Annotated in this window: 18 protein-coding genes; 9 read left to right on the forward strand and 9 right to left on the reverse strand. The window is 71.5% G+C overall.

Annotated features, from left to right (window positions below; translation table 11 throughout):
* Positions 1-2: 2 nt before the first annotated feature.
* Positions 3-1,505, forward strand: coding sequence for a class I adenylate-forming enzyme family protein (locus tag ACIBO1_RS23040; protein WP_396749839.1), 1,503 nt, complete (start codon positions 3-5; stop codon positions 1,503-1,505).
* Here ACIBO1_RS23040 and ACIBO1_RS23045 read toward each other — a convergent pair.
* Positions 1,458-2,357 (reverse strand): PHP domain-containing protein, encoded by a 900-nt coding sequence (locus ACIBO1_RS23045; RefSeq protein WP_396749841.1) that lies wholly within the window; start codon positions 2,355-2,357, stop codon positions 1,458-1,460. The two genes, ACIBO1_RS23040 and ACIBO1_RS23045, sit on opposite strands and share 48 nt — an antisense overlap.
* Positions 2,347-3,291: an NAD-dependent epimerase/dehydratase family protein gene (locus ACIBO1_RS23050; RefSeq protein WP_396749843.1), complete on the reverse strand. Its 945-nt coding sequence runs from the start codon at positions 3,289-3,291 to the stop codon at positions 2,347-2,349. The genes ACIBO1_RS23045 and ACIBO1_RS23050 overlap by 11 nt, the downstream gene beginning before the upstream one ends.
* 120 nt (positions 3,292-3,411) lie before the next feature.
* On the opposite strand from ACIBO1_RS23050, the gene ACIBO1_RS23055 reads away from it, so the two are divergent.
* Positions 3,412-4,833, forward strand: coding sequence for a sulfatase-like hydrolase/transferase (locus ACIBO1_RS23055; RefSeq protein WP_396749845.1), 1,422 nt, complete (start codon positions 3,412-3,414; stop codon positions 4,831-4,833).
* 31 nt (positions 4,834-4,864) lie between these two features.
* On the opposite strand, the gene ACIBO1_RS23060 is transcribed toward ACIBO1_RS23055, so the two are convergent.
* Positions 4,865-6,508, reverse strand: a complete 1,644-nt coding sequence (locus ACIBO1_RS23060; RefSeq protein WP_396749847.1) for a B12-binding domain-containing radical SAM protein — start codon at positions 6,506-6,508, stop codon at positions 4,865-4,867.
* Between the two features lie 62 nt (positions 6,509-6,570).
* Positions 6,571-7,326, reverse strand: coding sequence for a phytanoyl-CoA dioxygenase family protein (locus ACIBO1_RS23065; RefSeq protein ID WP_396749849.1), 756 nt, complete (start codon positions 7,324-7,326; stop codon positions 6,571-6,573).
* 213 nt (positions 7,327-7,539) lie between these two features.
* Here ACIBO1_RS23065 and ACIBO1_RS23070 point away from each other — a divergent pair, with 213 nt between their 5' ends.
* A complete protein-coding gene (locus tag ACIBO1_RS23070) occupies positions 7,540-8,733 on the forward strand; it encodes a DUF455 family protein (RefSeq protein ID WP_396749850.1) in 1,194 nt (397 codons plus the stop codon).
* Here the strand turns inward: ACIBO1_RS23070 and ACIBO1_RS23075 are convergent.
* The 4 genes from ACIBO1_RS23075 to ACIBO1_RS23090 are packed head-to-tail and all read right to left on the reverse strand — an operon-like array spanning position 8,678 to position 12,812.
* Positions 8,678-9,544: an HAD family hydrolase gene (locus ACIBO1_RS23075; protein ID WP_396749852.1), complete on the reverse strand. Its 867-nt coding sequence runs from the start codon at positions 9,542-9,544 to the stop codon at positions 8,678-8,680. The genes ACIBO1_RS23070 and ACIBO1_RS23075 overlap by 56 nt on opposite strands.
* A gap of 48 nt (positions 9,545-9,592) precedes the next feature.
* A complete protein-coding gene (locus tag ACIBO1_RS23080; protein WP_396749854.1) occupies positions 9,593-10,384 on the reverse strand; it encodes an energy-coupling factor transporter transmembrane component T family protein in 792 nt (263 codons plus the stop codon).
* A gap of 3 nt (positions 10,385-10,387) precedes the next feature.
* Positions 10,388-12,058, reverse strand: a complete 1,671-nt coding sequence (locus ACIBO1_RS23085) for an ABC transporter ATP-binding protein (protein WP_396749856.1) — start codon at positions 12,056-12,058, stop codon at positions 10,388-10,390.
* A 19-nt stretch (positions 12,059-12,077) separates the two neighbouring features.
* Complete coding sequence (locus tag ACIBO1_RS23090) at positions 12,078-12,812, reverse strand: QueT transporter family protein (protein WP_396749858.1); 735 nt, start codon at positions 12,810-12,812, stop codon at positions 12,078-12,080.
* Positions 12,813-12,940: 128 nt separating this feature from the next.
* On the opposite strand from ACIBO1_RS23090, the gene ACIBO1_RS23095 reads away from it, so the two are divergent.
* Entirely contained in the window at positions 12,941-14,170 is a 1,230-nt protein-coding gene (locus ACIBO1_RS23095) for a sulfatase (RefSeq protein ID WP_396749860.1), read from the forward strand.
* A 64-nt stretch (positions 14,171-14,234) separates the two neighbouring features.
* On the opposite strand, the gene ACIBO1_RS23100 is transcribed toward ACIBO1_RS23095, so the two are convergent.
* Positions 14,235-14,987: a class I SAM-dependent methyltransferase gene (locus tag ACIBO1_RS23100; RefSeq protein WP_396749862.1), complete on the reverse strand. Its 753-nt coding sequence runs from the start codon at positions 14,985-14,987 to the stop codon at positions 14,235-14,237.
* A gap of 345 nt (positions 14,988-15,332) precedes the next feature.
* Between ACIBO1_RS23100 and ACIBO1_RS23105 the strand changes: the two genes are divergently transcribed.
* Genes ACIBO1_RS23105 through ACIBO1_RS23125 form a run of 5 tightly spaced genes read left to right on the forward strand, consistent with a single transcriptional unit; the run spans position 15,333 to position 20,629 of the window.
* Positions 15,333-15,788 carry a hypothetical protein gene (locus tag ACIBO1_RS23105; RefSeq protein WP_396749863.1) on the forward strand — a complete coding sequence of 152 codons (456 nt, stop codon included), beginning with the start codon at positions 15,333-15,335 and terminating at the stop codon, positions 15,786-15,788.
* A 41-nt stretch (positions 15,789-15,829) separates the two neighbouring features.
* The gene (locus ACIBO1_RS23110; protein ID WP_396749865.1) at positions 15,830-17,809 is read left to right on the forward strand and encodes a methyltransferase domain-containing protein; all 1,980 of its coding nucleotides are present in this window, start codon (positions 15,830-15,832) and stop codon (positions 17,807-17,809) included.
* Positions 17,803-19,152 carry a sulfotransferase gene (locus ACIBO1_RS23115; RefSeq protein WP_396749867.1) on the forward strand — a complete coding sequence of 450 codons (1,350 nt, stop codon included), beginning with the start codon at positions 17,803-17,805 and terminating at the stop codon, positions 19,150-19,152. Before ACIBO1_RS23110 ends, ACIBO1_RS23115 begins: the two co-directional genes overlap by 7 nt.
* Positions 19,127-20,104, forward strand: a complete 978-nt coding sequence (locus ACIBO1_RS23120) for a dimethylarginine dimethylaminohydrolase family protein (RefSeq protein WP_396749869.1) — start codon at positions 19,127-19,129, stop codon at positions 20,102-20,104. The genes ACIBO1_RS23115 and ACIBO1_RS23120 overlap by 26 nt, the downstream gene beginning before the upstream one ends.
* Before the next feature lie 54 nt (positions 20,105-20,158).
* Positions 20,159-20,629 (forward strand): DUF6027 family protein, encoded by a 471-nt coding sequence (locus tag ACIBO1_RS23125; RefSeq protein ID WP_350699636.1) that lies wholly within the window; start codon positions 20,159-20,161, stop codon positions 20,627-20,629.
* The last annotated feature ends 59 nt before the right edge of the window (positions 20,630-20,688 follow it).

Here is a 20,688-nt window from a genome sequence, read left to right on the forward strand (position 1 = left end):
CTATGATCCATTCCGAGAAGCTGTCAACGACGGCCCCGACGATCCGCATCGGCGACCGGATCAGGGAGCTGGCCGCCCGGCATCCCGAGCGAACGGCGGTCACCGTGCCGGACGCCGTCGGGACCCCTTCGCTGACCTGGGGCGACCTGGACCGGACCAGCGACGCGGCGGCCGGTCGACTGGCAGCCGCCGGAGTGGGCCCCGGCGTGCTCGTCGCGGTACGCCTGCCGATGGGCCTGGAGCATGTGGTGGCCACCCTGGCCGCCTGGAAGCTGAGCGCCACCGTACTACCGCTGGACCCCGAGTCGACCGAACGGGAGTTCGCCGTCCTGCTCGACACCGCTCACCCGGCCGTGGTCGTGGCCACCGCACCGCACGACGCGGTGACCACCGTCCCGGCGGCGGAGCTGTGGACGGCACCGCAGGTCGACCCCGCGGCGTTCCCCGCCGGCACCCCACGCTCCGCACACGCCACCGGCGGCAGCACCGGACGTCCCCGGATCATCCTGCGCCGACCCGACTGGGTGTACGCCGCCGAGGACTTCCCGTCGGCCGGGGACCGGGCGGTGGGCCTGGACGTCGGGCAGGTCCAGCTCGCCATGATCCCGCTGCACCACGCGGGGTTCACCAAGCTCTACCACGGCCTGGCGCTCGGCCACACGGTGGTGCTGGTGCCGCAGGTGGTGCCGGCCCGGATCCCCGAACTGATCGAGCGATTCCGGGTCAACTACTTCATCATCGTGCCCAGCCTGATGCGTCGGCTGCTGGCTGTGCCGGCACTGCGCGAGGTCGACGTCTCCTCGGTGACCTGCGTGCACCAGAGTTCGGCGGGCGCCCCGCCGGAGCTCAAGCGCGCCTGGATGGAGGTGTTTGCGCCGGAGACCCTCTACGAGGGCTACTCCAGTCAGGAGCGCATAGGTGCGCTGTGGATCCGGGGCGACGAGTGGTTGCGGCACCCGGGCAGCGTCGGGCGACCGGTGGACTGCGAGGTACGGGTTTACCGCGAGGACGGTGGCGTCGCGGCGGCGGGCGAGGTGGGGGAGGTCTTCCTACGCTCCCGCTTCACCCGGCAGCCCAGCTATCTCGGCGACGGGCCGGCCCTGCCCGAGCGCGACGGCTTCATGAGCCTCGGTGACGCCGGCTTCCTCGACGAGGAGGGCTACCTGCACATCGTCGGTCGGCGCGCGGAAATGATCAACGTCGGCGGGGTGAAGGTCTATCCGGCCGAGGTGGAGGAGGTACTGCGTCAACATCCCGGTGTCGCGGACGTGGCCGTCGCCGCCCGTCCGCACGCCGTACTCGGGCAGGCCGTGCACGCCGTGGTGGTCCCGGCGGTCGCCGCCGCACCACCGGCGAAGGCGGACCTGCGACGGCACTGCCAGCTACTGCTCTCCACCGCGAAGATGCCGCTGACCTACGAGTTTCGGGAGGCGATTCCGCACACGGACACCGGCAAGCTACGCCGGTCCACCCTGGTCGGGTCGACCGTCGACACCAGCGGCTGACCGCGCCGGCGGGACCGGACCGTCCGGCCGGACGATCCGGTCCGCCAACCGTTGCAGGTAGCGCGCGTCCAACGGCACCGGCGGCGGCTGGTACCTCGGATAGCCGTGGTGGTCGCGCCCGGTGCAGGCGGGAATGCCGGTCTCGGCGCAGAGCGCGGCCCACTCGGCCGTGGCGTGGCTGTCGTGCCGGGGAGTGTGCACCTCGATCGCGTCGAGCAGCGGCAGCACCGCCCGCATCCGCTCCGGGCTGCGGGACCGTCCCGGGTGCGCCCACACCAGCAGTCCGCCCGCGTGGTGCACCACCTCGGCGATCTCCACCGGCTCCGGCATCCCCGCGTACGCCTCGGGAGGCTGTCGCGCCAGCGCGTCGTCGATGACCTGCCAGACCTGCGGGTGGGTCGCCCGGCCGGTCCGGATCACGTCACGCGCCACACTGTGCGGCATGACGAGGGCGGCGCTGTCGTCGTACGCGGCGCTGTCCGGCACCGTCAACCCGGCCTCGCGCAGCGCCGCGCGGGCGGCCAACGCGTCCCGTCGCCAGATCCGCCGGTTGGTGGCCAGCAACGCGGCCAGGTCGGGGTCGTCAGCGCGTACGCCGTGCGCCAACAGGTGGTTGTCGTGCCGCACCGGAGCCGCCGTGATCTCCACACCGACCACGTAGGACAGACCGAGCTCGGCGGCCCGGGCCGCTGCGGCGGCGGTGCCGGTCAGCGTGTCGTGGTCGGTCAGCGACACCAGCTCGACACCGGCGCGGGCCTGCACGGTGACCAGCTCGGCGGGACGGTTCCAGCCGTCCGAGAGCCGGGAGTGCCCGTGCAGGTCGGCGATGACGCCGGTCGGCTCAGTCGGCACGCAGGTGCCATTCCGCCTGGGCCCGCACCCCGTCGCGCAGCCCGACCCGGGGCGTCCAGCCCAACAGCTCCCGTGCCCGGTCGATGCACCCGCCGGTGCGGGACACGTCGCCCGGGGGCGCCCCGCCGTCGCGCACCGGTACGGACCGGCCGGTCACCTCCTCGACGAGCGCGATCAGGTCGGTCAGGGACCGTGCCGACCCGCCGGCCACGTTCAGCACGCTGCCGGGCGGCACCGGACGCGTCCCGGCGGCCAGCGTGGCGGCCACCACGTCGTCGACGTAGGTGAAGTCGCGCAGTTGCCCGCCGCTGCCGTAGACCGGGAACTCCCGGCCCGTGGCCAGGGCGTCGAACATCCGGTGCAAGGCCATGTCCGGTCGTTGCCGGGGCCCGTAGACGGTGAAGTACCGCAGCACCACGGTGGGGACCCGGCGCAGGTCGGCGTAGACCCGGCACAGGTGCTCCGCGGCGAGCTTGGTGACGCCGTACGGGCTGACCGGCCGTGCCGGTGCGTCCTCCGGCGTCGGCCATCGGTGCCCCTCGCCGTACACCGAGGAACTGGAGGCCATCACGACGCGGGGGGCCGGGTCGGTCGCGGCGGCGGCTTCCAGCACCCGCTGGGTGACGAGCACGTTGTGCGTCACGTAGTCGCCGAACCCGTTGCCCCAGGAGGTCCGCACACCGGGCTGACCGGCCAGGTGGAAGACCACCTCCACCCCGTCCAGCAGGGGAGCGGCCGGCGTACCGGCGAGGTCGACGGTCGTCAGCTCGAAACGGGGGTGGTGGCGGACCGCGGCCAGGTTGGCCAGTTTCGCCGTGGGCGGATAGCCGGAGGTGAGGCAGTCGACGCCGCGTACCTCGTCGCCGCGCGCGAGCAGCCGCTCCACCAGATGGCTGCCGATGAAACCGGCCGCTCCGGTCACCAGGACGCGCATCAACGTCCTCGACGTCGGTGTCGCCGACCGTTGTAGATCGAGATCATCGGCATGATAATAGTGGAATCTATCGATGCCGTCGACCAGTCCCGGCACGCCGGACCGAAGGATCGGAGCACCGTGGGCGAGCAGCCGTACGACCACATCGTCTTCGTCTCGATCGACACGCTGCGCGGCGACGCGATCGCCGCCAACCCGCTGAACCTCTGGCGTCGACGCTTCCCGGACCTGGCGGCACCACCCACCGCCGTCCTCGACGACCTCGTCGGCCGGGGCGCGTTCTTCCCGAACACGATCACCGCGGCCCCCTACACCGCCGCCGCGCACGGCGCGCTGCTCACCGGCCGCTACCCCCTGCACAACGGCCTGCACGAGTTCTACAACGGCCGGCTGCGGGCACCGTCGATCTTCACCCACGGCAGGCGGGCCGGCAAACAGACCATCATGAAGGTCGACTTCCCGATCATCCTCGGCCCCGAACTCGGCTTCACCGGGGACGTCGACGTCTATCTCGACGAGGACGACGACGCCTTCGTCGACGCCGTCGCCGCCTCCGAGGGCTGCGTCGCGTTGGCCCACTTCGGCGGCGTGCACATTCCCTACGGCTTCCACAACCTCCGCTTCGGCGGCCAGGCATTCCGCGACAAGGTCGACGAACTGGAGGCGATGCTGCCGGCGGAGAAGCCGGCGTTCGTCGACCGGCTCGTGGAGAGCCACCGCGACCCGGAGGACGCCGAGCTGCTGTTCCGCTACAAGCGGGCCGCCGGCCACCTCTACGAGACCGGCGCGTACGACCTGCTGATGCAGCTCTACCTGGACGGTGTCGCGCACTTCCTGACCACCCGGCTGGAACCCTTCCTCGACCGACTCACCCGCCGGGTCGCCGCCGCCGGTCGACGCATGCTGCTGGTCGTCTTCAGCGACCACGGCGAGGAGTTCGACGAGCACACCAACGGGCACTTCAACTCGATGGCCGAGGCGGTGCTGCGGGTGCCCGTCGTCCTGGTCGGTGACGGCGTCGCCGCCGGCCTGCACCGGCACCGGATCCGCACCGTGGACATCGTGCCCACCGTGCTCGACCTCGCCGGTCTGCGCCCGGACCCGGACGACGCCCTGGACGGGCGAAGCCTGGCCGACGCGGCCCGGGGGACCGGTGGCCCGCCTCCCGACGCGGAGGCCCTCGCCGAGGCGTACACCTCCGACCTCGGCGAGTTCATCGCCTTCCAGGAACGGCAGCGGGCCGGCGAGGCCCAGGGCCCGCTGCGCCACGTCCTGGTCGGGCAGGCCGCCTATCAGGGCCGGCACCGTCTCGTTCGAGTTCCCCGCAGGTACCGCAAGTCCTACGCCGGCATCGACGAGGTCCAGACGGCCTGGGTCGAACGGTTCGACGACGACCTGGTGCCACACGTCGATCCCACCGCCAACGACCGCGACCTGCGAGCACTACTGGACGCCTACACGCTGGCCCGGAGCACCCCGGAGCCGGTGCCCGCCACCGTCGACATCCGCGCCCAGCTCCGGTCACTCGGGTACGCGATCTGACCGGTCCCGGCTGGCGCGTACCGCGACCGGTTCACCCGGCCGGGCGCGCCACCGGGGCCGGGTGCGCCGACACCCCTTCCCGTGCCAACTCGTCGAGGATCCGCGCGATCCTCGGCCGGGCCCGACGCGGGTCCGGCTCGGCCGTGGGCAGCATGGCCAGGCGCTCCACCAGCTTCTCCAGCCGGAAGTTGGTCCGGGCGTCACGCCAGGGGATCAGCGGCGTCTCGTAGTCCTTCTGCCAGAGCAGGTGGACCGCCGTGTCGCTGCCCCACCGCACCTCCTCCAGCGTCTGCCGCCACAACTGCCGGGCCTGGTGGATGTCCATGCCGTGGTGCCGCCAGGAGTAGTCCGGCGCCTCCGGGTCGTCGACCTCGATGCCGAGCTGCTCGGCGTCCTCCCAGACCGGCATCGTCTCGTCCTGGAGCGAGAAGATGCTCAGCGTGAAGTGACCGGCGTACTCGTCCCGCAGGAACGTGGCCGTCTCGCCGAAGTCTTCCGGCGTCTCCCCGGGATAGCCGAGGATGAACGAGCAGCGGTAGCCCAGGTCGCTGCGGGACAGCAACTGGAAGGCGCGGCGGTTGGCGGCGGCGGTCACCTGCTTCTTCATCAGCGTCAGCGTCCGGTCGCTCATCGACTCGAAACCGATCGACAACCACCGGCAGTGCGCGGTGAGCAGCCGGTCGACCGTCTCCGCGTCCCGGATGGCGTTGGCCCGGGCGAACGCCTCCCACCCGATGCCCACCTCCGGCAGCAGGTCGAACAGTTCCCGCAGTCGGGTCGGTGGCACGGTGAAGGTGGAGTCGGACGCCCTGATGTGCCGGGCTCCGTTGACCTCGGCGTATCCGGCCCAGTCGGTGGCGATCTTCTTCGCCGACTTGTACCGCCACTTCGGCGAGGCGGCCGGGAACGAGCAGAACTTGCAGCTGAAGGGGCACCCGCGCATCGACTCGTACGGCACGATCGGGCGGCGCCCCCGCATGGTGGGCGAGGGGTGGACCTCGATGTCCACGTACCGGAAGTCGGTGTGCGCGATGCGACCGTCGTCGGTGCGTACCACCAGGTTCGGCACGTCGCGCCAGTCGCCGCCGCCCGCGACGGCCCGCAGCAGCAGCGGCAACGCCTCCTCCGCGTCGCCGCGTACCACGCAGGTGACCTCCGGGTGGGCCGCCATGATCTTCAGGTACTTGAGGTTGCTGTACTGGCCGCCCAGCACGATCGGCACCCCGGGGTAGCGGTCCGCGGCCCACCGGATCGCCCGGGACATCGAGCGGTGGTCCCAGATGAAGGTGGTGGACAGGAGCACCACGTGCACCTGGGACGACGGGGTGACCGGCTCCCGGTCGCCCTGCCACACCCCGGACAGGTCGAACGCCTCGTAGTCCGTGGCGGCGGCGTCGAGGATGGACTCCAACGTGGCCGTGGTCAGGTGCGGCACGGGCGCGGCGGTGATCCCGTCGAGCCCGTCGATCCGCAGGGAGCTGGATCCCCGTCCGCGCGCCGGACGCAGCAACGGGTGTCGGCGGCCGTCGCGTTCGAACCCCAGGTCGGCCAGGGTCAGGTCGGGGTAGTAGTCGGTGCGGAGGCGGTCCACGCTGTCCGGGTCGAACAGCGTGCCGCGCAGCACCCCCTCGTTCATGAAGGCCGGGCCGAGCCCTGACAGCAGCAGTGCGGTCATCGCGTTCCTCTCGACGGTGGTGCGCCCGTCGGGTCGATGACGGGCGCGCCGGCAGCGGAGGGTCAGCGCACGAAGCGGTCGGTGGGGTCCTCGTGGTGCGGCAAGCAGTACGGCGGCTCCAGCAGCGCCTGCTGACGGGGACTCAGGGACTGCCGTAGCTCGGCCGCCCAATCCAGGTAGACCTTGCTCCACGCGAGATGCCCCGGCGCGTACTTGAACATCACCGACCGACGTTCGTGATCGGCGTGCCAGGGATGGGTGCCGTGCGCCATCGCCCCGTTGAAGACCAGCACGTCACCGGCGGCCATCGGCACGTGGTGCACCGCCTCGGCCCGGTAGTCCCAGGACTTCGGCAGCGGGTGGTTGCTCTTGTGACTGCCCGGGATGCACACGAAGCCGCCCTGACCGGCCAGCATGTCGGTCAGCGCCCAGCTGACCGTGATCACACCGTTGGCCATCCGGCCGTGGTGGAAGTGGTAGAACTCCGACTGGCCGTCGGCCTCGAGCGCCCCGCCGTGCAGGGGCAGGCCGGTGGTGCCGGCCCGCATCCGGATGCCGTAGTAGCGGTCCAGTCGGGGCCGGTTCAGCAGTGTGGTCACGATCGGGAAGACCCGCTCGTGGTCGAGCAGGTCGGTGAAGGCGGGTCCCCAACTCAGGAAGCCGGAGAAGATCTGATCGGCGAACGTGTCACCGGGCGGCGGAAGCTCCTGGCCGTCGATGATCCGATTGACCTCGCCCAGTTGCTCCGGACCGAGCACCTCGCGGAGGACCACGAAACCCCGCAGGTCGAACAGAAAGCGCTCCTCATCGGTGAGCACCTCGTCACATCCTCTCCCGAAACGCCGCGACAAAGATCGATGGTAGACGAAGTCCGAAGTCGGCACGACAGTTACCGCCGTGGATATCTTGCTCTTGCCTCGGCCCCCGCGAAGCGCTGTAGGATCCGCCCTCAGAGGGATGCGGACGGCCCACGGCGTCGCGTAGCCGCCACGGCCGGACCGGCAGGATCGGACGCTCGGGGAGGTTCCCGCTTGGATCCGGAGTTCGTGCCACCGGGACTCGACCTCACCCAGAACCGGCGGGCCCTGGCGACCATCCGGGACGCCATGGAGCAGACCATGGGGCTCGCCGCGAGCGTCCTGGTCCGGATTCCCGCCACCGCGCAGAAACTGGCGCTGTCCCGGGAGATCTGGGCGCTGGCCCAGAGCGCGCAGCTCATCGACGAGCGGATCGTCACCCTGCGCACCAGCACCTCCGACGGCGTCACCCCGGACACCGCACGGATACGCCTGCTCAACCGCCTGACCCGGATACCCGACCCGGAGCGGCAACGGACGGCACTGGTGGGTGTCTGCTACCCCGACCTGCGGGACCAGGTGTTCGCGCACCGCTCCCGACTGCTGAGCGCCGCCGACGAGCCCACCGTCGCGTGCCTCACCGACGTGTTGCACCGCATCGACGTGCTGCCCTACGAGCCCACCCTGCGGCAGGACGTCCTGTCCCGGCTGCCGACCGAACCCGTCGCGGACACCCCCTGCCCACCCCTTGCGGTGATCCCGACACGGCCCGGACGCGAACCCGACCTGCGCGAGGGGCGGGCGGTGCCCCCGGACGGACCGGGCCGGTACGGCACGATCCTCTACGACATGGCGTACCGCATCGAGCTGTGCGCGACCGAGGTGTGCGCGGCGGTCCTGGCCCACCACCCCGAGGCGCCGTGGGGCCTGCGCTACGACCTCGCCAAGCAGATCCGGGACGAGGCCCGCCACTTCGAGCTGTTCATGCAGCGCGCCCACGAGTGCGGGCTGAGCCCCGGCGACCAGCCGGTGCAGTACGAGGTGTGGGACAAGTTCGCTCTCGGCCGCGACCTCGCGGAACGGCTCATCATCGAACAGCGGATCGGTGAGGGCGCGGCGCTGGACAGCGCGGAGAACGTGCACCGCCGGCTCAAGGCCGACGGCGAGGACCACATCGCGATGGTGTTCGAGTACATCACCGCCGACGAGGTGACCCACGTGGCCAACGGCAACCGCTGGCTCCGGCATCTCCTGGGCAGCGAAGAGGCCGTCCAGGAGGCCGAGGAGCGGGTGTACCGACTCCTGGAGGAGAACGACGCCGGGGCGCCGTACAAACACCCGATCAACGCCGACGCCCGCCGGCTCTCCGGCTTCAGTCCCGCCGAGTTGGCGCGGCTACGGCGGCGGACCGGGAACGCGGACCACTGACCGTCTGCGGCGGCGGATCGGCCGGCCACCACCGCTCCAGCACACCGGCCACCCCGTCCTCGCTGTTGGACCCGACCACCTCGTCGGCGACCGCCCGCACGTCGGGATGCGCGTTCGCGACCGCGTACGACCGCCCCGCCCACTCCATCATCGGCAGGTCGTTCGGCATGTCACCGAAGGCGATCACCTCGGACCGGTCGATGCCGAGTTCCTCGGCGAGAGCGGCCAGCGCGGTGGCCTTGGTGACGCCCACCGCGGAGATCTCCATCCGAGCGTCACCCGAGCCGTGGGTCACCACCGCGAGGTCCCCGACCGCCGGCCGCACCAGCGCGAACATCGCGTCCGCGCCGAGTTCGGCGTGGCGCACCAGGAGCTTCACCGCCGGGCGGGCGAGCACCACCGTCAGGTCCACGATGCTCACCTCGGGCAGATCGATGTCCCACCGGGGCCGGTACCCGGGCTCGTGGACGAACGCGTCACCGTACTCGGCCGCGAACGCCGCGTCCGGCAGGATGCGCCGGATGTTCTCGGCGACCGCCCGCAGGCACTCCACCTCCATCGGGTACGACCGCAACACCCGCTGTGTCGGTACGTCGTAGAGCATCGCCCCGTTCGCGCAGACCACCGGCCCACGGTGCGCCGTCTGGGCCAGCACCGGACGCAGCCAGCGCGGCGGACGGCCGGTGACCAGGGCCAACGGCGTGCCCGAGCGGGCCACGGCGGCGAGCGTACGACCGGTGCGGGCGGAGACCGTCTCGTCCGGGCGTAGCAGGGTCCCGTCCACGTCGGTGGCGATCAGGCGAGGCGTCATCGTGCTCCCTCCCGGCCGGAACGGCGGCACCACGGTCCCGCCCCGGCGTCACAGCCGTCCGGGCAGCACCACGCCGTAACCGGACAGTCGAAGGTGTATCGCACCGACCAGGATGATCGCCAGCCCGCCCAGCACGGCGACGTCCCGAGCGGTCATCACCGGAGTGCGGTAGCTGGTCCGGCTGCCCCGCACGGTGAACCCCCGGGCCTCCATCGCCAGCGACATCATCGACCCGTGTCGCAGCGCATAGACGATCAACGGCACCACCACGGGCAGGAGCTGGCGGACCCGGCGTACCGGATTGCGGCTGTCCGCCACGAAGCCCCGCGCCGTCTGCGCCTCGATCACCGTGCCGGTCGCGGTGACGAACGCCGGCACCAGGCGCAGCGTGGTGGAGACCACGAACGCCACGGTGTACGGCAGCCGCAGGTGCACCAGCCCGACGGTGACGTCCTCGGTGCTGGTGCAGGAGACGAAGAGGGTCCCGACCATCAGCACGACGACGAAGCGCAGCGCCGCGGCGATGCCGTACAGCAGCGCCTCCCGGGTGACGGTGACCGGACCCATCGTGAACAGCGTGGTGGTGCCGTCGATGGTGAACTGCCACAGGACGACGTTCACCACGAACACCAGCAGGTACACGTTGCGGAAGCGGCGCAGGTTGCCCAGGCACCCGGCGACGGCGGAGAGCCCCAGCACGAGCAACCCGACCACCGCCACGTAGCGGGGATCGTTGAAGGCGAACGGCAGCCCGGCCAGGGCGAGCAGGCCCAGCAGCTTGGCCCGTGGATCGAGGGCGTGCACCGGTGACGACCGGTGGAGATAGAGGCTCTGGTACACGTCTCACCCGCCCACTCGGACGGCGGCGGCGAGTTCGTCGACCGTGAGCGCGTCCACCCGCAGCTCGTCGGCGAGGTCCACCACGGGCGGCGGCAGCACCGACGCGGCGGCGAGCACGTCGCGACGCCGGAACACCACCTCGGGCGGCCCGTCGAGGACGATGCGCCCGTCGGTCATCACCACGAGTCGGTCGGCGTACTCGGCGACGAGGTTGGCGTGGTGGGTGACCATGACCACCGTCAGGTCGGCCCGATTGAGGCGGCGCAACAACCGCATGACCGACTGCTGCTGCCGTTCGTCGAGGCCGGTGGTCGGCTCGTCCAGCACGATCACCCGAGGACCCATGGCCAGCACCGCCGCCACGGCCAGGCGCTGCCGGTCACCCTTGCGCAACAGGAACGGATCGGTCCGGCGCAGCTCGGTCAGGCCGACGTCGGCCAACGCGGCGTCCACCCGGTCGCGTACCTCGTCGTCCGGGAGGCCGAAGTTGCGCGGACCGAAGGCGATCTCGTCCGCCACGGTCGCCGAGAAGAGCTGGTGGTCGGGGTTCTGGAAGACGTAACCCACCTGGCGGGCCACCTCGGCCCGGGGCAGCCCCCGCAGATCCCTGCCCAGCACGTCGACCTGCCCCGCATCGGGCACGAGTAACCCGCTGAGCACCTTGGCCAAGGTCGTCTTGCCGGACCCGTTGCGCCCCATGATGGCGGTGAACTGTCCCTCGTGGATCTCCACCGACACGTCGCGCAGGGCCAGCGTCCGACCGTCGGGATACTCGTGGTCGAGGTGCCGCGCGCTGACCACGGCCGGTCCGGGCACCGCGCGCGCCCGGGCGGGCCCCGCCGAGGGACGCAGTGAGCCGATCAGCGGCATCGCCTCGGCCACGGTGAGGGCGATCTCGGGCAGCCCGAGCCGGTCGCACACGTCGGCGACCTGTGGTGGCCGGACCCCGTGCCGGCGCAGAAGCGCGGGGTCCCGCAGGACGGTGTCGGCGGGGCCGTCCACCGCCACCCGGCCCGCCTCCAGCAGCACCACCCGGTCCGCACCGGGGCCGCCGGGCGGGCCCAGCACCGCCTCGGTGTCGTGTTCCACCAGCACGAGGGTGCGCGGCCGTCCACCCCACCAGCGCGCCGCGCGGATCACCTCGATGCGGCTGGCCGCGTCGAGGTCGGTGGTCGGCTCGTCCAGGATCAGGATCTCCGGTTCGAGGGCCAGGGCAGCGGCCAGTGCCAGCCGTTGCTTCTGGCCGCCGGAGAGGGTGGCCGGCTCCCGGTCGCGCAGCTCGGTCAGCCGGAGCAGGCGCAGGTAGTCCTCGACCCGCTGGCGCATCTCGGTGGTCTCGACCGCGAGGTTCTCCAGCCCGAAGGCGAGTTCCAGGGCGACGCTGGTGGCGAAGAGCTGACTCTCGAAGTCCTGGAAGACGATGCCGATGTGCTGCGCCACCTCGGCGGCGGTCAGCTCGGCGAGATCCCGGCCGTCGAGCTGCACCGTGCCCTCACGGCGTCCCCGGACACTGCGCGGGATCAGGCCGGTCAGCGCCATGGCGAGGGTGGACTTCCCGGCGCCGGCCGCGCCCAGCAGCGCGGTGAACTGCTGGGGTGGCAGGCGCAGGTCCACCCCGGTCAGTGCCGGGGTGGGGGACCGCCGATAGGTGAAGCCCAGTTGCTTCGCGGTCAACGAGGAGGACATCGTCCCGTCAGAGGAGGGCCGCGCCGAGGAGCACCGCCACGAAGGCGACGCCGACGACCGGGGTGAGCAGGTCGGAACCGCCGAGCTGGAGGCCGACGAGCCAACCGGCGATGCCGCCGACCGCGACGAGCGCCGTGCCCAGCAGCGCGCGCGGCCCTCGGCCCGGTGGCTGGTCCAGATCCATGATCTCGTCCCAGGTCACGCCCATCGCCCGTACCCGCCGGTGCAGGAGGAGGTACAGCAGGCCGCCGACCCAGTTGCCGATCACGAAGTTCGCCGCCAGGGTGACCGCGACCACCCGGAACGGCACGAAACCGAGCAGGTCGAGGCCCCAGGCCAGCACGACCGCGCTCGCCGCCGCCGCGACGACACCGATAGCCAGGTAGGTCAGCACCGGGCGGACCCGGTCGCCGGCCGGTGCGTCCTCGGTGTCGGCGTCGAGCTGCGCCGGACGGGGACCGAAGCGGGACCAGAGGGTGAAACCGAGGTATCCGAGCAGGGCGTTCGACAGGAAACCGAATACCGAGCCGAGTGCGAGACTGCCCGTGAACAGGTCACCGACAATGTTTCCGATGCCGAGGCCCCATGCCCCGGCCGGACCGAACAGGATTCCGAAAACCATCGGGAAGATGGTGCGGATCGAGAAGCTGAGGACGCCCGGCACCAGATCGATGCTGAACGGCGACAACGCGATGTACGCCGTCGCGTACAGGGCGGCAGTGACGGCCGTGAGGACCACCATCTGCGGGTATTTCCACATCAGGATGCACGACCGCATTACGCCCCCCTAAGCCGATGGCGACGAACATAACGCCAACGATGATCACCGTCAACGTGTCAACGGCGGGCCACTTCCGTGGTCGTCAATGCATGCATCGATCAGCTACGATCCCCAGACTGCCCGTAGCCAGCGAGGGGGTTCTCGTGGACCGGCCCAGTGTCCTTTTCGTCTCGCTCGACACCGTCCGCGCCGACGTCGCGTATTCCGGGAAGTTCCCCGGCGTGGAGGGGCTCCGCCGCAGGGGTGTCACGTTTCGCCAGGCCGTGTCTTCCTGCCCGCTGACTCCGGTCAGCCATGCCACGGTCTTCACCGGGCTGCAACCACCGAACCACGGCATCCGTCACCTGTTCCGTGAGCAACTCCGCGCCGACGTGCCCACACTGGCCGAGCGACTGCGCGAGGTCGGCTACCGGACCGGCGCCGTGGTCTCCTGCCCCGGTCTCAACAAGTGGTACGGCATCGACCGCGGCTTCGACTTCTACGACGACGAGATCCCGTTGCTGCCCGACGGGCGGGACCCCCTCGCGGTGGGCGACGTGAAGCTGCGCGGGCTGGCCCTCAAGCGAGCGCCGATGGTCGCCGAGCGGGCCGGCGACTGGTTGGCCGAACAGAACAGCCCGTTCTTCCTGTTCGCCCACTTCTTCGACGCGCACTGGCCGTACGAGCCGCCGGAGGACGTCGGCGTGGCCGTCGACAACCCCTACGAGGGCGAGGTCGCCTACAGCGACCACTACCTCGGGGTGCTGCTCGACCGGCTGGCCGCCGCCGGGCACGACATCGACTCGATGCTCGTCGTCTGCTTCTCCGACCACGGCGAGGACCTCGGTGGCTGGTACTCCAACGACCACGCGGGGGAGCGGGGGCACCCGTACGAGGAGGGGCACGGCTGCCTGCTGCACGACGCCACCCAGCACGTGCCGATGATCTTCTCCGGGCCGGGGGTGCCGACCGGCCGGGAGTTCCACGAGCAGGTGCGGCTGGTCGACATCATGCCCACCGTGCTGGACCTGCTGGGACTGCCGGCGACCCCCACCGACGGCGAGTCCATGGTGTCGTTCTTCCGGGACCTGACCGGCACCTCCCGGCCCGCGTACTCGGAGACCTACTTCCCGCAGGAGAAGCGCGAGGCCAGCGAGTACCGCGAGTTGCGGGCGCTGGCGTCGGTCCGCACCGACGGCCGCAGCAAGACGATCTGGCAGCCCGTGGAGGGCGGCGCCGTCGACTGGTACGACCTGACGACCGACCCGGACGAGTTCCACCCCGTCCCGTTGGTGTCCCCGACGGTCGCGCCGCCCGCTGTCCCACCGGTGGTGGACTGACGCGCACGCGGTCCCCGGCCGACGGGGCAGAGACGCCCCTCGTCGGCCGGGGGCCGCCCGCGCGTCAGTCCCCGGCGGGGCGCCCCGCTGCGATCTCGAAGAGCATCCGGTCGATGATCCGCCCGTCGGTCTGCTCCACCGCGTGCAGCCGACGGAACTCCGGCGACATGGACCGGTACACCTGGCGGATCGCCTCCCTGGCGTCCTCGTCGATGGCTCCGTTGTCCGACCAGACGTCGACGTCCTCGACCGAGACGTACCCGCGGGTCTCCACCTCCACGCAGCCCGCCTCGCGCAGCAGGTCCGCGAGGTCGCCCGGCAGGAAGAAGTGTCGACGCACCGGGTTGCGCAACCGCAGGATCTCGAAGTACTCGTCACGGTCGGCGGTGCCGTAGGCGCAGAGGTTGATCAGGACGACCCGGCCGCCGGGCCGGGTCACCCGGGCCATCTCGGCGACTGCGGCCGGCAGCTCCATGAACTGGATGCCCTGCCGGCAGACCGTGATGTCGAAGGAGTCGTCGGGGAAGGGCAGGTCCTCGGCGGGGGCGAGGACGAGGTCGTCCAGCGACGGCCGGGCCTGCTCCGCCATGGCCGCGGTCACGTCGACGCCGACGAGTCGCGCCACCCGGCCGCTGAACAGCCGGGAGACCAGTCCGGTGCCGCAGGCCACGTCGAGCACCTCGTGCTCCGGCCCGGGCGTGGTCAGGTCGAGAACCAGGCGGCCGAGTTCGGTGTCCGTGCACCAGGCGCTGGAGCGGTCGTAGCCCTGCGCCCGTGCGGTGAAGTGGTCGACGACGTCCTGATCGCTAATTGTCACTGCTCCCCCTGTCGTTTCCACAATTCGAGACCGGCCGCGCCGGCGCGGGACCGCTGTGCGGTAGCGCGCGGCGGCGATGAGGAGCCCCCGCAAGGCTTCCGAGCGGCCCTGCCGAAGGCCCACTGACATTGACGTTGGACTCTAGACGGGTGATGGTCGACGCGTCTATAGTTCTGACCACCGGGCCTGGTGAGCCGGGCAGTGATGTGCCTGGTCAACGTTAGACGGCGATTCGGGGGACCGCTCCCGCACCCTTTTCGGCAAACTGAATCCCGATATCGAATCCGGCGCTTTCCGCTCCGGTCGGCAAATGCTCAGAATCATTCGGGGGAGTGGAACGGCATAATGAGTGCGCTCACCGAGGAATTGTTCGACGAGATCCGCGCGGCCTTCATCGCGGAAGCATCGACCGTCCTGCGTTTCCAGTACTTCGCCCAGGTGTCCGAGATCGAGGGCTCGCTCGACTCCGCCCGGCTGTTCACCGAACTCGCCGAGAGCGCGGCCTGCGTGGCACACGGGCATCTCGACTTCCTGCAGGCCGTGGCCGACCCGGCCACCGGGCGGCCGCTGGGCGACACCGACCTCAACCTCGCCGCGGCGCTGAGCAGCGAGACGGAGGCCGCGACCGCCCGCTACCCCGCGCTGGTCCAGCAGGCGCACGAGGAGGGACTGGCCGACGTCGCGAGCTGGCTGGAGACCCTGCGCGCCCTCAAGCACGCGCACCTGGCCAAGCTGAGCGCCGCCCACGAGGCGCTGCGCGGCGTACCGGCCGGGCCGCTCGGCGAGCCGGTCGCCGGATGACCACCGGCCCGCAGACCGCCGATCAGGAAGTGAGCCAGCCGATGGAGTCCACGCAGGCCGCCCCGACACCCGCCGACACCAGGTACGACGCCAGCACGATCAAAGTCCTCTCCGGCCTCGACGGAGTACGCCGACACCCGTCGATGTATATCGGCTCGGTCGGTGTGGCCGGCTGGCACCACCTGGTCAGCGAGCTGGTCGACAACGCGGTCGACGAGGCGGAGGCGGGACACTGCCGCGACGTCGAGGTCGTCCTGCACCGCGACGGCTCCTGCTCGGTCGGCGACGACGGCCGGGGCATCCCCGTCGACCCGCACCCGGAGCACCAGCGCCCGGCGGCCGAGGTGCTGCTGACCACCCTGCACTCCGGAGGCAAGTTCGAGGCCGGCTCCTACCGCACCTCGGCCGGGTTGCACGGCGTCGGCCTCTCCTGCGTCAACGCCCTGTCCGAGCGGCTGGAGCTGGACGTCTGGCGCGACGGCGCCCACCACCGGCAGACCTACGCGCGAGGTGCGCCGATCGGCGACCTCGCGCGGGTCGGCGCATCAGACCGCACCGGCACCCGGATCCGTTTCCTCCCCGACGAGACGGTCCTGGAGACCGCGCAGTTCTCCGCCGCCCTGATCCGCAGCCGGCTGGAGGAGGTCGCCTTCCTGCACCCGGCGCTGACCCTGCGGCTGCGCGACGAGCGCACCGGGGAGGACGTCCGGCTCAGCTACCAGTCCGGGGTGGGTGGGTTCCTGCGGCACCGGCACCGCGACGCGGTGTGGGTGCACCCGGACCCGCTGGCCGTCCGGCACGAGACCGACGACCTGGCGCTCGACGCCGCCTTCTGTTGGACCGAGGGCTACACCGAGGACATCCAGAGCTTCGTCAACACCGTCCGGACCGACCACCACGGCACCCACGTGGACGGCTTGCGCGCCGCGCTGGCCGAGGTGATCAACGAGTACGCGACCAGCCGTGGCCTGCTCGACCCGACCGCGGGAGAACGGATCACCACGGTCGACATCCTGGAAGGGCTGGCCGCGGTCGTGGCGGTCCGGATGCGCAGCCCCCGCTTCGACGGACAGACCAAGAAGCGGTTGCAGAGCAGCGAGGTCGCCGGCTTCGTCCGCGCCGCCGTGTCGGCCGAGCTGACCCGACAGCTGGCGCTCGACGACGACCTGGGGCAGCGGCTGGTCAAACGGACGCTCGACTCCGCCCGCGCCCGCCTCGCCGCCCGGCTGGCCAGCCGCACCGCACAGGTCCGGCGTCGCCGCATCGAGGTCGACTACGCCGTCTACCAGCGCCAGTTCGGCATCCGCTCCCGCAACTGGCACGACTCCTGCTCCTGGCTCACCGACGAGGGACTGCTGGCCCAGCACGCGGCGCTGTGCGACGTCGCCCCCGATGCCCGGATGCTGGACGTCTGCTGCGGCAGCGGAGTGGTCGGCAACGCCTTTCGGGGCCGCGTCGGCGAGATGATCGGCCTGGACATCACCCCGGAGATGGTGGCGCTCGCCTCCACCCGGCTCGACAAGGTCCACCAGGGCACCGTCTACGACCTGCCCTTCCCGGACGCCAGCTTCGACCTCGTCGTCAACCGCGAGGTCCTGCACCTGCTGCCGAACCCGGAGAAGCCGGTGTCGGAGGTCTTCCGGGTCCTCAAACCGGGCGGGCAGTTCATCGTCGGCCAGATCGTCCCGTACGCCGACGAGGACGCGTACTGGATGTTCCGGATCTTCAAGAAGAAGCAGCCGTTGCTGTTCCAGATGTTCCGTGAGCCGGACTTCCGGCGGCTCCTGCTGGGCGCCGGCTTCACCGACCTGGCGATGGAGGAGTACCTGCTCTGGGAGTCGATCGACAAGTGGATCGACACCCACGAGACGACCCCCGCGGCCCGCCAGGAGATCTACCGCCTGTTCTACGACGCCCCGGCCCAGGTGCGCGCGGTGCACCCGTTCGAGGTCGCCGCCGACGGATCGGTACGCGACCAGTGGCGCTGGTGCGTGTACTCGGTACGGAAACCGGTGTGTTGACCGGCACCGCGCCCGGGCTCGCCGGTAACGCCCACCTGGCGGACCGGCTGACCGAGCTGCGCCGGCTGCGGCGCCCTGTGGTGCGGGACTTCACCGGCCGGGTGCGGGACCTGGTGGTGCTGGCCTCCAGCTCACGCAGTGGCTCCAGCATGCTCGCCGAGATGCTGCGCCGCACGCCCGCGCTGCTGCACCTGCGCGCGGAGTTCAACCCGTACCTGCGGCTGGCCGGCCTGGTGCCGCCGGCCAGCGGGACCGGCTCCGACCAGCTCGACGCCGCGCACCTGGCCGCCCTGCCGCCCGCGCGCCGCCGGGTCTTCGACGAGGAGCTGTCCCTGGACGTCGGCCGACCGGACCCGACGGTCTCGCCGGAACAGTTCCTCCTGGACGCGGCTTGGCGGTTCACCATCCAGTGGCCGACCCTGGAGATCGACCTGGCCGACTGGCTCGACACGGCCCGCCGGGTGCTGGCCGAGCTAAGGTCGCAGCCCGACTTCGATCCCGCCTGCCTGTCGCACGCGGCCCGGTTCCACGCCCGGCTGCACGCCGCCCTCGCCGTGCGCGGCGTGCCCGTGCGTACCGGCTACTACGACATGCCACCGCATCTCGCCGGACCGCCGTGGCGGCAGGACGTCCGGGGTGCGCCCGGCGAACTGCTGGTGGAGGAGCCGCCCTTCGTGCTCACCGTCGGTTGGCGCTACGCCACCGCACACGACCTGGCCACCCGCCCACTGGTGATCAAGACCCCGAGCAACGCCTACCGCCTGGGCTTCCTCCGTGCACTGTTCCCGAACGCCCGGATGCGCGTGCTGCACCTGACCCGCAACCCGGCCGGATCCATCAACGGACTGTACGACGGCTGGCTCTATCACGGCTTCCACGCGCACCGGATGGACCGGCCGCTGAACATCACCGGCTACGGGCGGGACCGGCCCGAGGACCGCTGGTGGTGGAAGTTCGACCTGCCGCAGGGCTGGCAGGACTACACCCGGGCGCCCCTGCCGGACGTCTGCGCCCTGCAGTGGCGCTCCTGCCACCGGGCGATCCTCGACGACGCCGCCGCGCTGCGTCTGCCCTACCTGCGGGTGCGGTTCGAGGACCTGGTGCGCACTCCGCAGAGCCGGGCGGGCGTGCTGACCCGGATCACCGACTGGCTCGGGGTGCCGATGGACGGGCCGCTCCGCGCGATCGCGGCCGACGGACTGCGGGACCCGGTGGTCGCCACCGCGCCGCCGCAGCCCGGCCGGTGGCGGCGGCGGGCGGAGCTGGTGCGCGCCGCGATCGGGGGACCGGAGCGGCGACTGGCCGAGGAGCTCGGATATGACGACGACGAATCCTGGATCTGAGACCACGCCGCCGCCGCGCCCCAGCACCCTCGGCGGTGCCGGCTGGTCGCCCCGGCCGACCAGTCACGAGCAGGAGGTGGCGGACGGTCGGCTCTGGGCCCGCTGCGGCTACCGGTCGGAGTCCGCGCCGCTGCGGGCGGTGCTGCTCGGCTGGCCACCGGAGAGTCTGGCGCGGATCACCGATCCGGCCGCCGCGCTGATGACCGCGCCGGTGGACCTCGACGCCATGCGCGCGGAGACCGAGGCGGTCGCCGCCGCGTTCACGGACGCGGGCGTGCAGGTGGTGCTGGCCCGCCCGGCGGCGGACACGCCACCGAACTTCGTCTTCACCCGTGACCTGTTCGTCGCCACCCCGGCGGGCGTGGTGGTGGGCCGCACGGCCGCCGCGCAACGGGCCGGCGAGGAGCGGTACGCCGCCGCCGCGCTCGCCGCCGCCGGATACCCGGTGCTGGCCACGGTGGCGGGCACCGCCACGTTGGAGGGCGCGGACGCGCTGTGGCTCGACCGCGACACGGTGATGGTCGGAGTGGGGTTCCGGACGAGCGCGGGCGGAGCGGAGTGTCTGCGGCGTGTCCTGGCCGACCAGGGCGTGCAGGTGGTCACCGTCCGCCTCGGTCCGGGTGTCCAGCACCTCCTCGGCGCGGTGACCTTTCTCGACGAGCGGTTGGCGGCGGTGCACGCCGCCGCCGCGACCGACGAGCTGCGGGCGCTGCTGCGCTCCCGGGACGTGCGGCTGGTGGAGTTCGCGCCGGACGACGAGTTGCTGCGGCGACGGGGGATGAACCTGGTGGCGCTGGGTCCCCGGAGGGTCCTGATGCCGACCGGCGCGCCGGGCGTCCGCCGTCGTCTGGAGGGCGTCGGCGTGACCGTGACCGAGGTCGGCGTCGACCAGCACGTCCGTGCCGCCGGGGCACTGGGCTGTATGACGGGCATCCTGCATCGGGCGGACTGACGGGCGCCCTGCCCGGGGCGGACTGAGCACGGGAGCAGCGACGTGGGAGGCGAGATGACCACATCAGCGTCGGAGCGCAACGTCGGCGGGGAGCCGGCCGAGGAGCCGCTCGTCCGCCTGGAACGCTGGCACGCCACCTGGCCGGAGGACGACCCGCACGCCAACTTCCGCGACGAGGTGATGCGGTACGGCATGCTGGACCCGCTGGTGACCCTGCGCGGGATGTCGCGCAACCTGGGCATCCCGGTCGGTGTCCTGGCCCGCTACGTGCTGGCCCGCTGGGCGACCGGCGGCAGTGAAGGGCTGTTGGAGATCGGCCCGGTCATGGTGCGGCGACTGTGGAAGCCGATCGCCGAGGCGGAGGCCGCGGACGACGACGCCCGTCGGCTGGCCGCGTACCACCAGGTGCGTCAGATGATCTCGTGGCTGAAGGTTCCCCTCGACGATCCGAGTGTCTATCCGGTGGCCGGTGAGTCCGGCCCCGGAGACGACGAGACGCCTCTAGATCGACAAAGCTCGATATAATTGTGCTCAATCGCCGGGCGTCCCGACCGGACGCCCCCGGCGGCGACGACAGGAAGGTC

The sequence above is a fragment of the Micromonospora sp. NPDC049903 genome (genome assembly GCF_044460945.1).
Lineage (GTDB): Bacteria > Actinomycetota > Actinomycetes > Mycobacteriales > Micromonosporaceae > Micromonospora.

What these genes read in the sequence shown, in the direction of transcription:
- ACIBO1_RS23050 (WP_396749843.1), bottom strand. Translation starts at nt 3,291, where the DNA reads ATGCGCGTCCTGGTGACCGGAGCGGCCGGTTTCATCGGCAGCCATCTG.
- ACIBO1_RS23120 (WP_396749869.1), top strand. Translation starts at nt 19,127, where the DNA reads ATGACGACGACGAATCCTGGATCTGAGACCACGCCGCCGCCGCGCCCC.
- ACIBO1_RS23090 (WP_396749858.1), bottom strand. Translation starts at nt 12,812, where the DNA reads ATGGTGGTCCTCACGGCCGTCACTGCCGCCCTGTACGCGACGGCGTAC.
- ACIBO1_RS23105 (WP_396749863.1), top strand. Translation starts at nt 15,333, where the DNA reads ATGAGTGCGCTCACCGAGGAATTGTTCGACGAGATCCGCGCGGCCTTC.
- ACIBO1_RS23110 (WP_396749865.1), top strand. Translation starts at nt 15,830, where the DNA reads ATGGAGTCCACGCAGGCCGCCCCGACACCCGCCGACACCAGGTACGAC.
- ACIBO1_RS23040 (WP_396749839.1), top strand. Translation starts at nt 3, where the DNA reads ATGATCCATTCCGAGAAGCTGTCAACGACGGCCCCGACGATCCGCATC.
- ACIBO1_RS23095 (WP_396749860.1), top strand. Translation starts at nt 12,941, where the DNA reads ATGCATCGATCAGCTACGATCCCCAGACTGCCCGTAGCCAGCGAGGGG.
- ACIBO1_RS23060 (WP_396749847.1), bottom strand. Translation starts at nt 6,508, where the DNA reads ATGACCGCACTGCTGCTGTCAGGGCTCGGCCCGGCCTTCATGAACGAG.
- ACIBO1_RS23125 (WP_350699636.1), top strand. Translation starts at nt 20,159, where the DNA reads ATGACCACATCAGCGTCGGAGCGCAACGTCGGCGGGGAGCCGGCCGAG.
- ACIBO1_RS23075 (WP_396749852.1), bottom strand. Translation starts at nt 9,544, where the DNA reads ATGACGCCTCGCCTGATCGCCACCGACGTGGACGGGACCCTGCTACGC.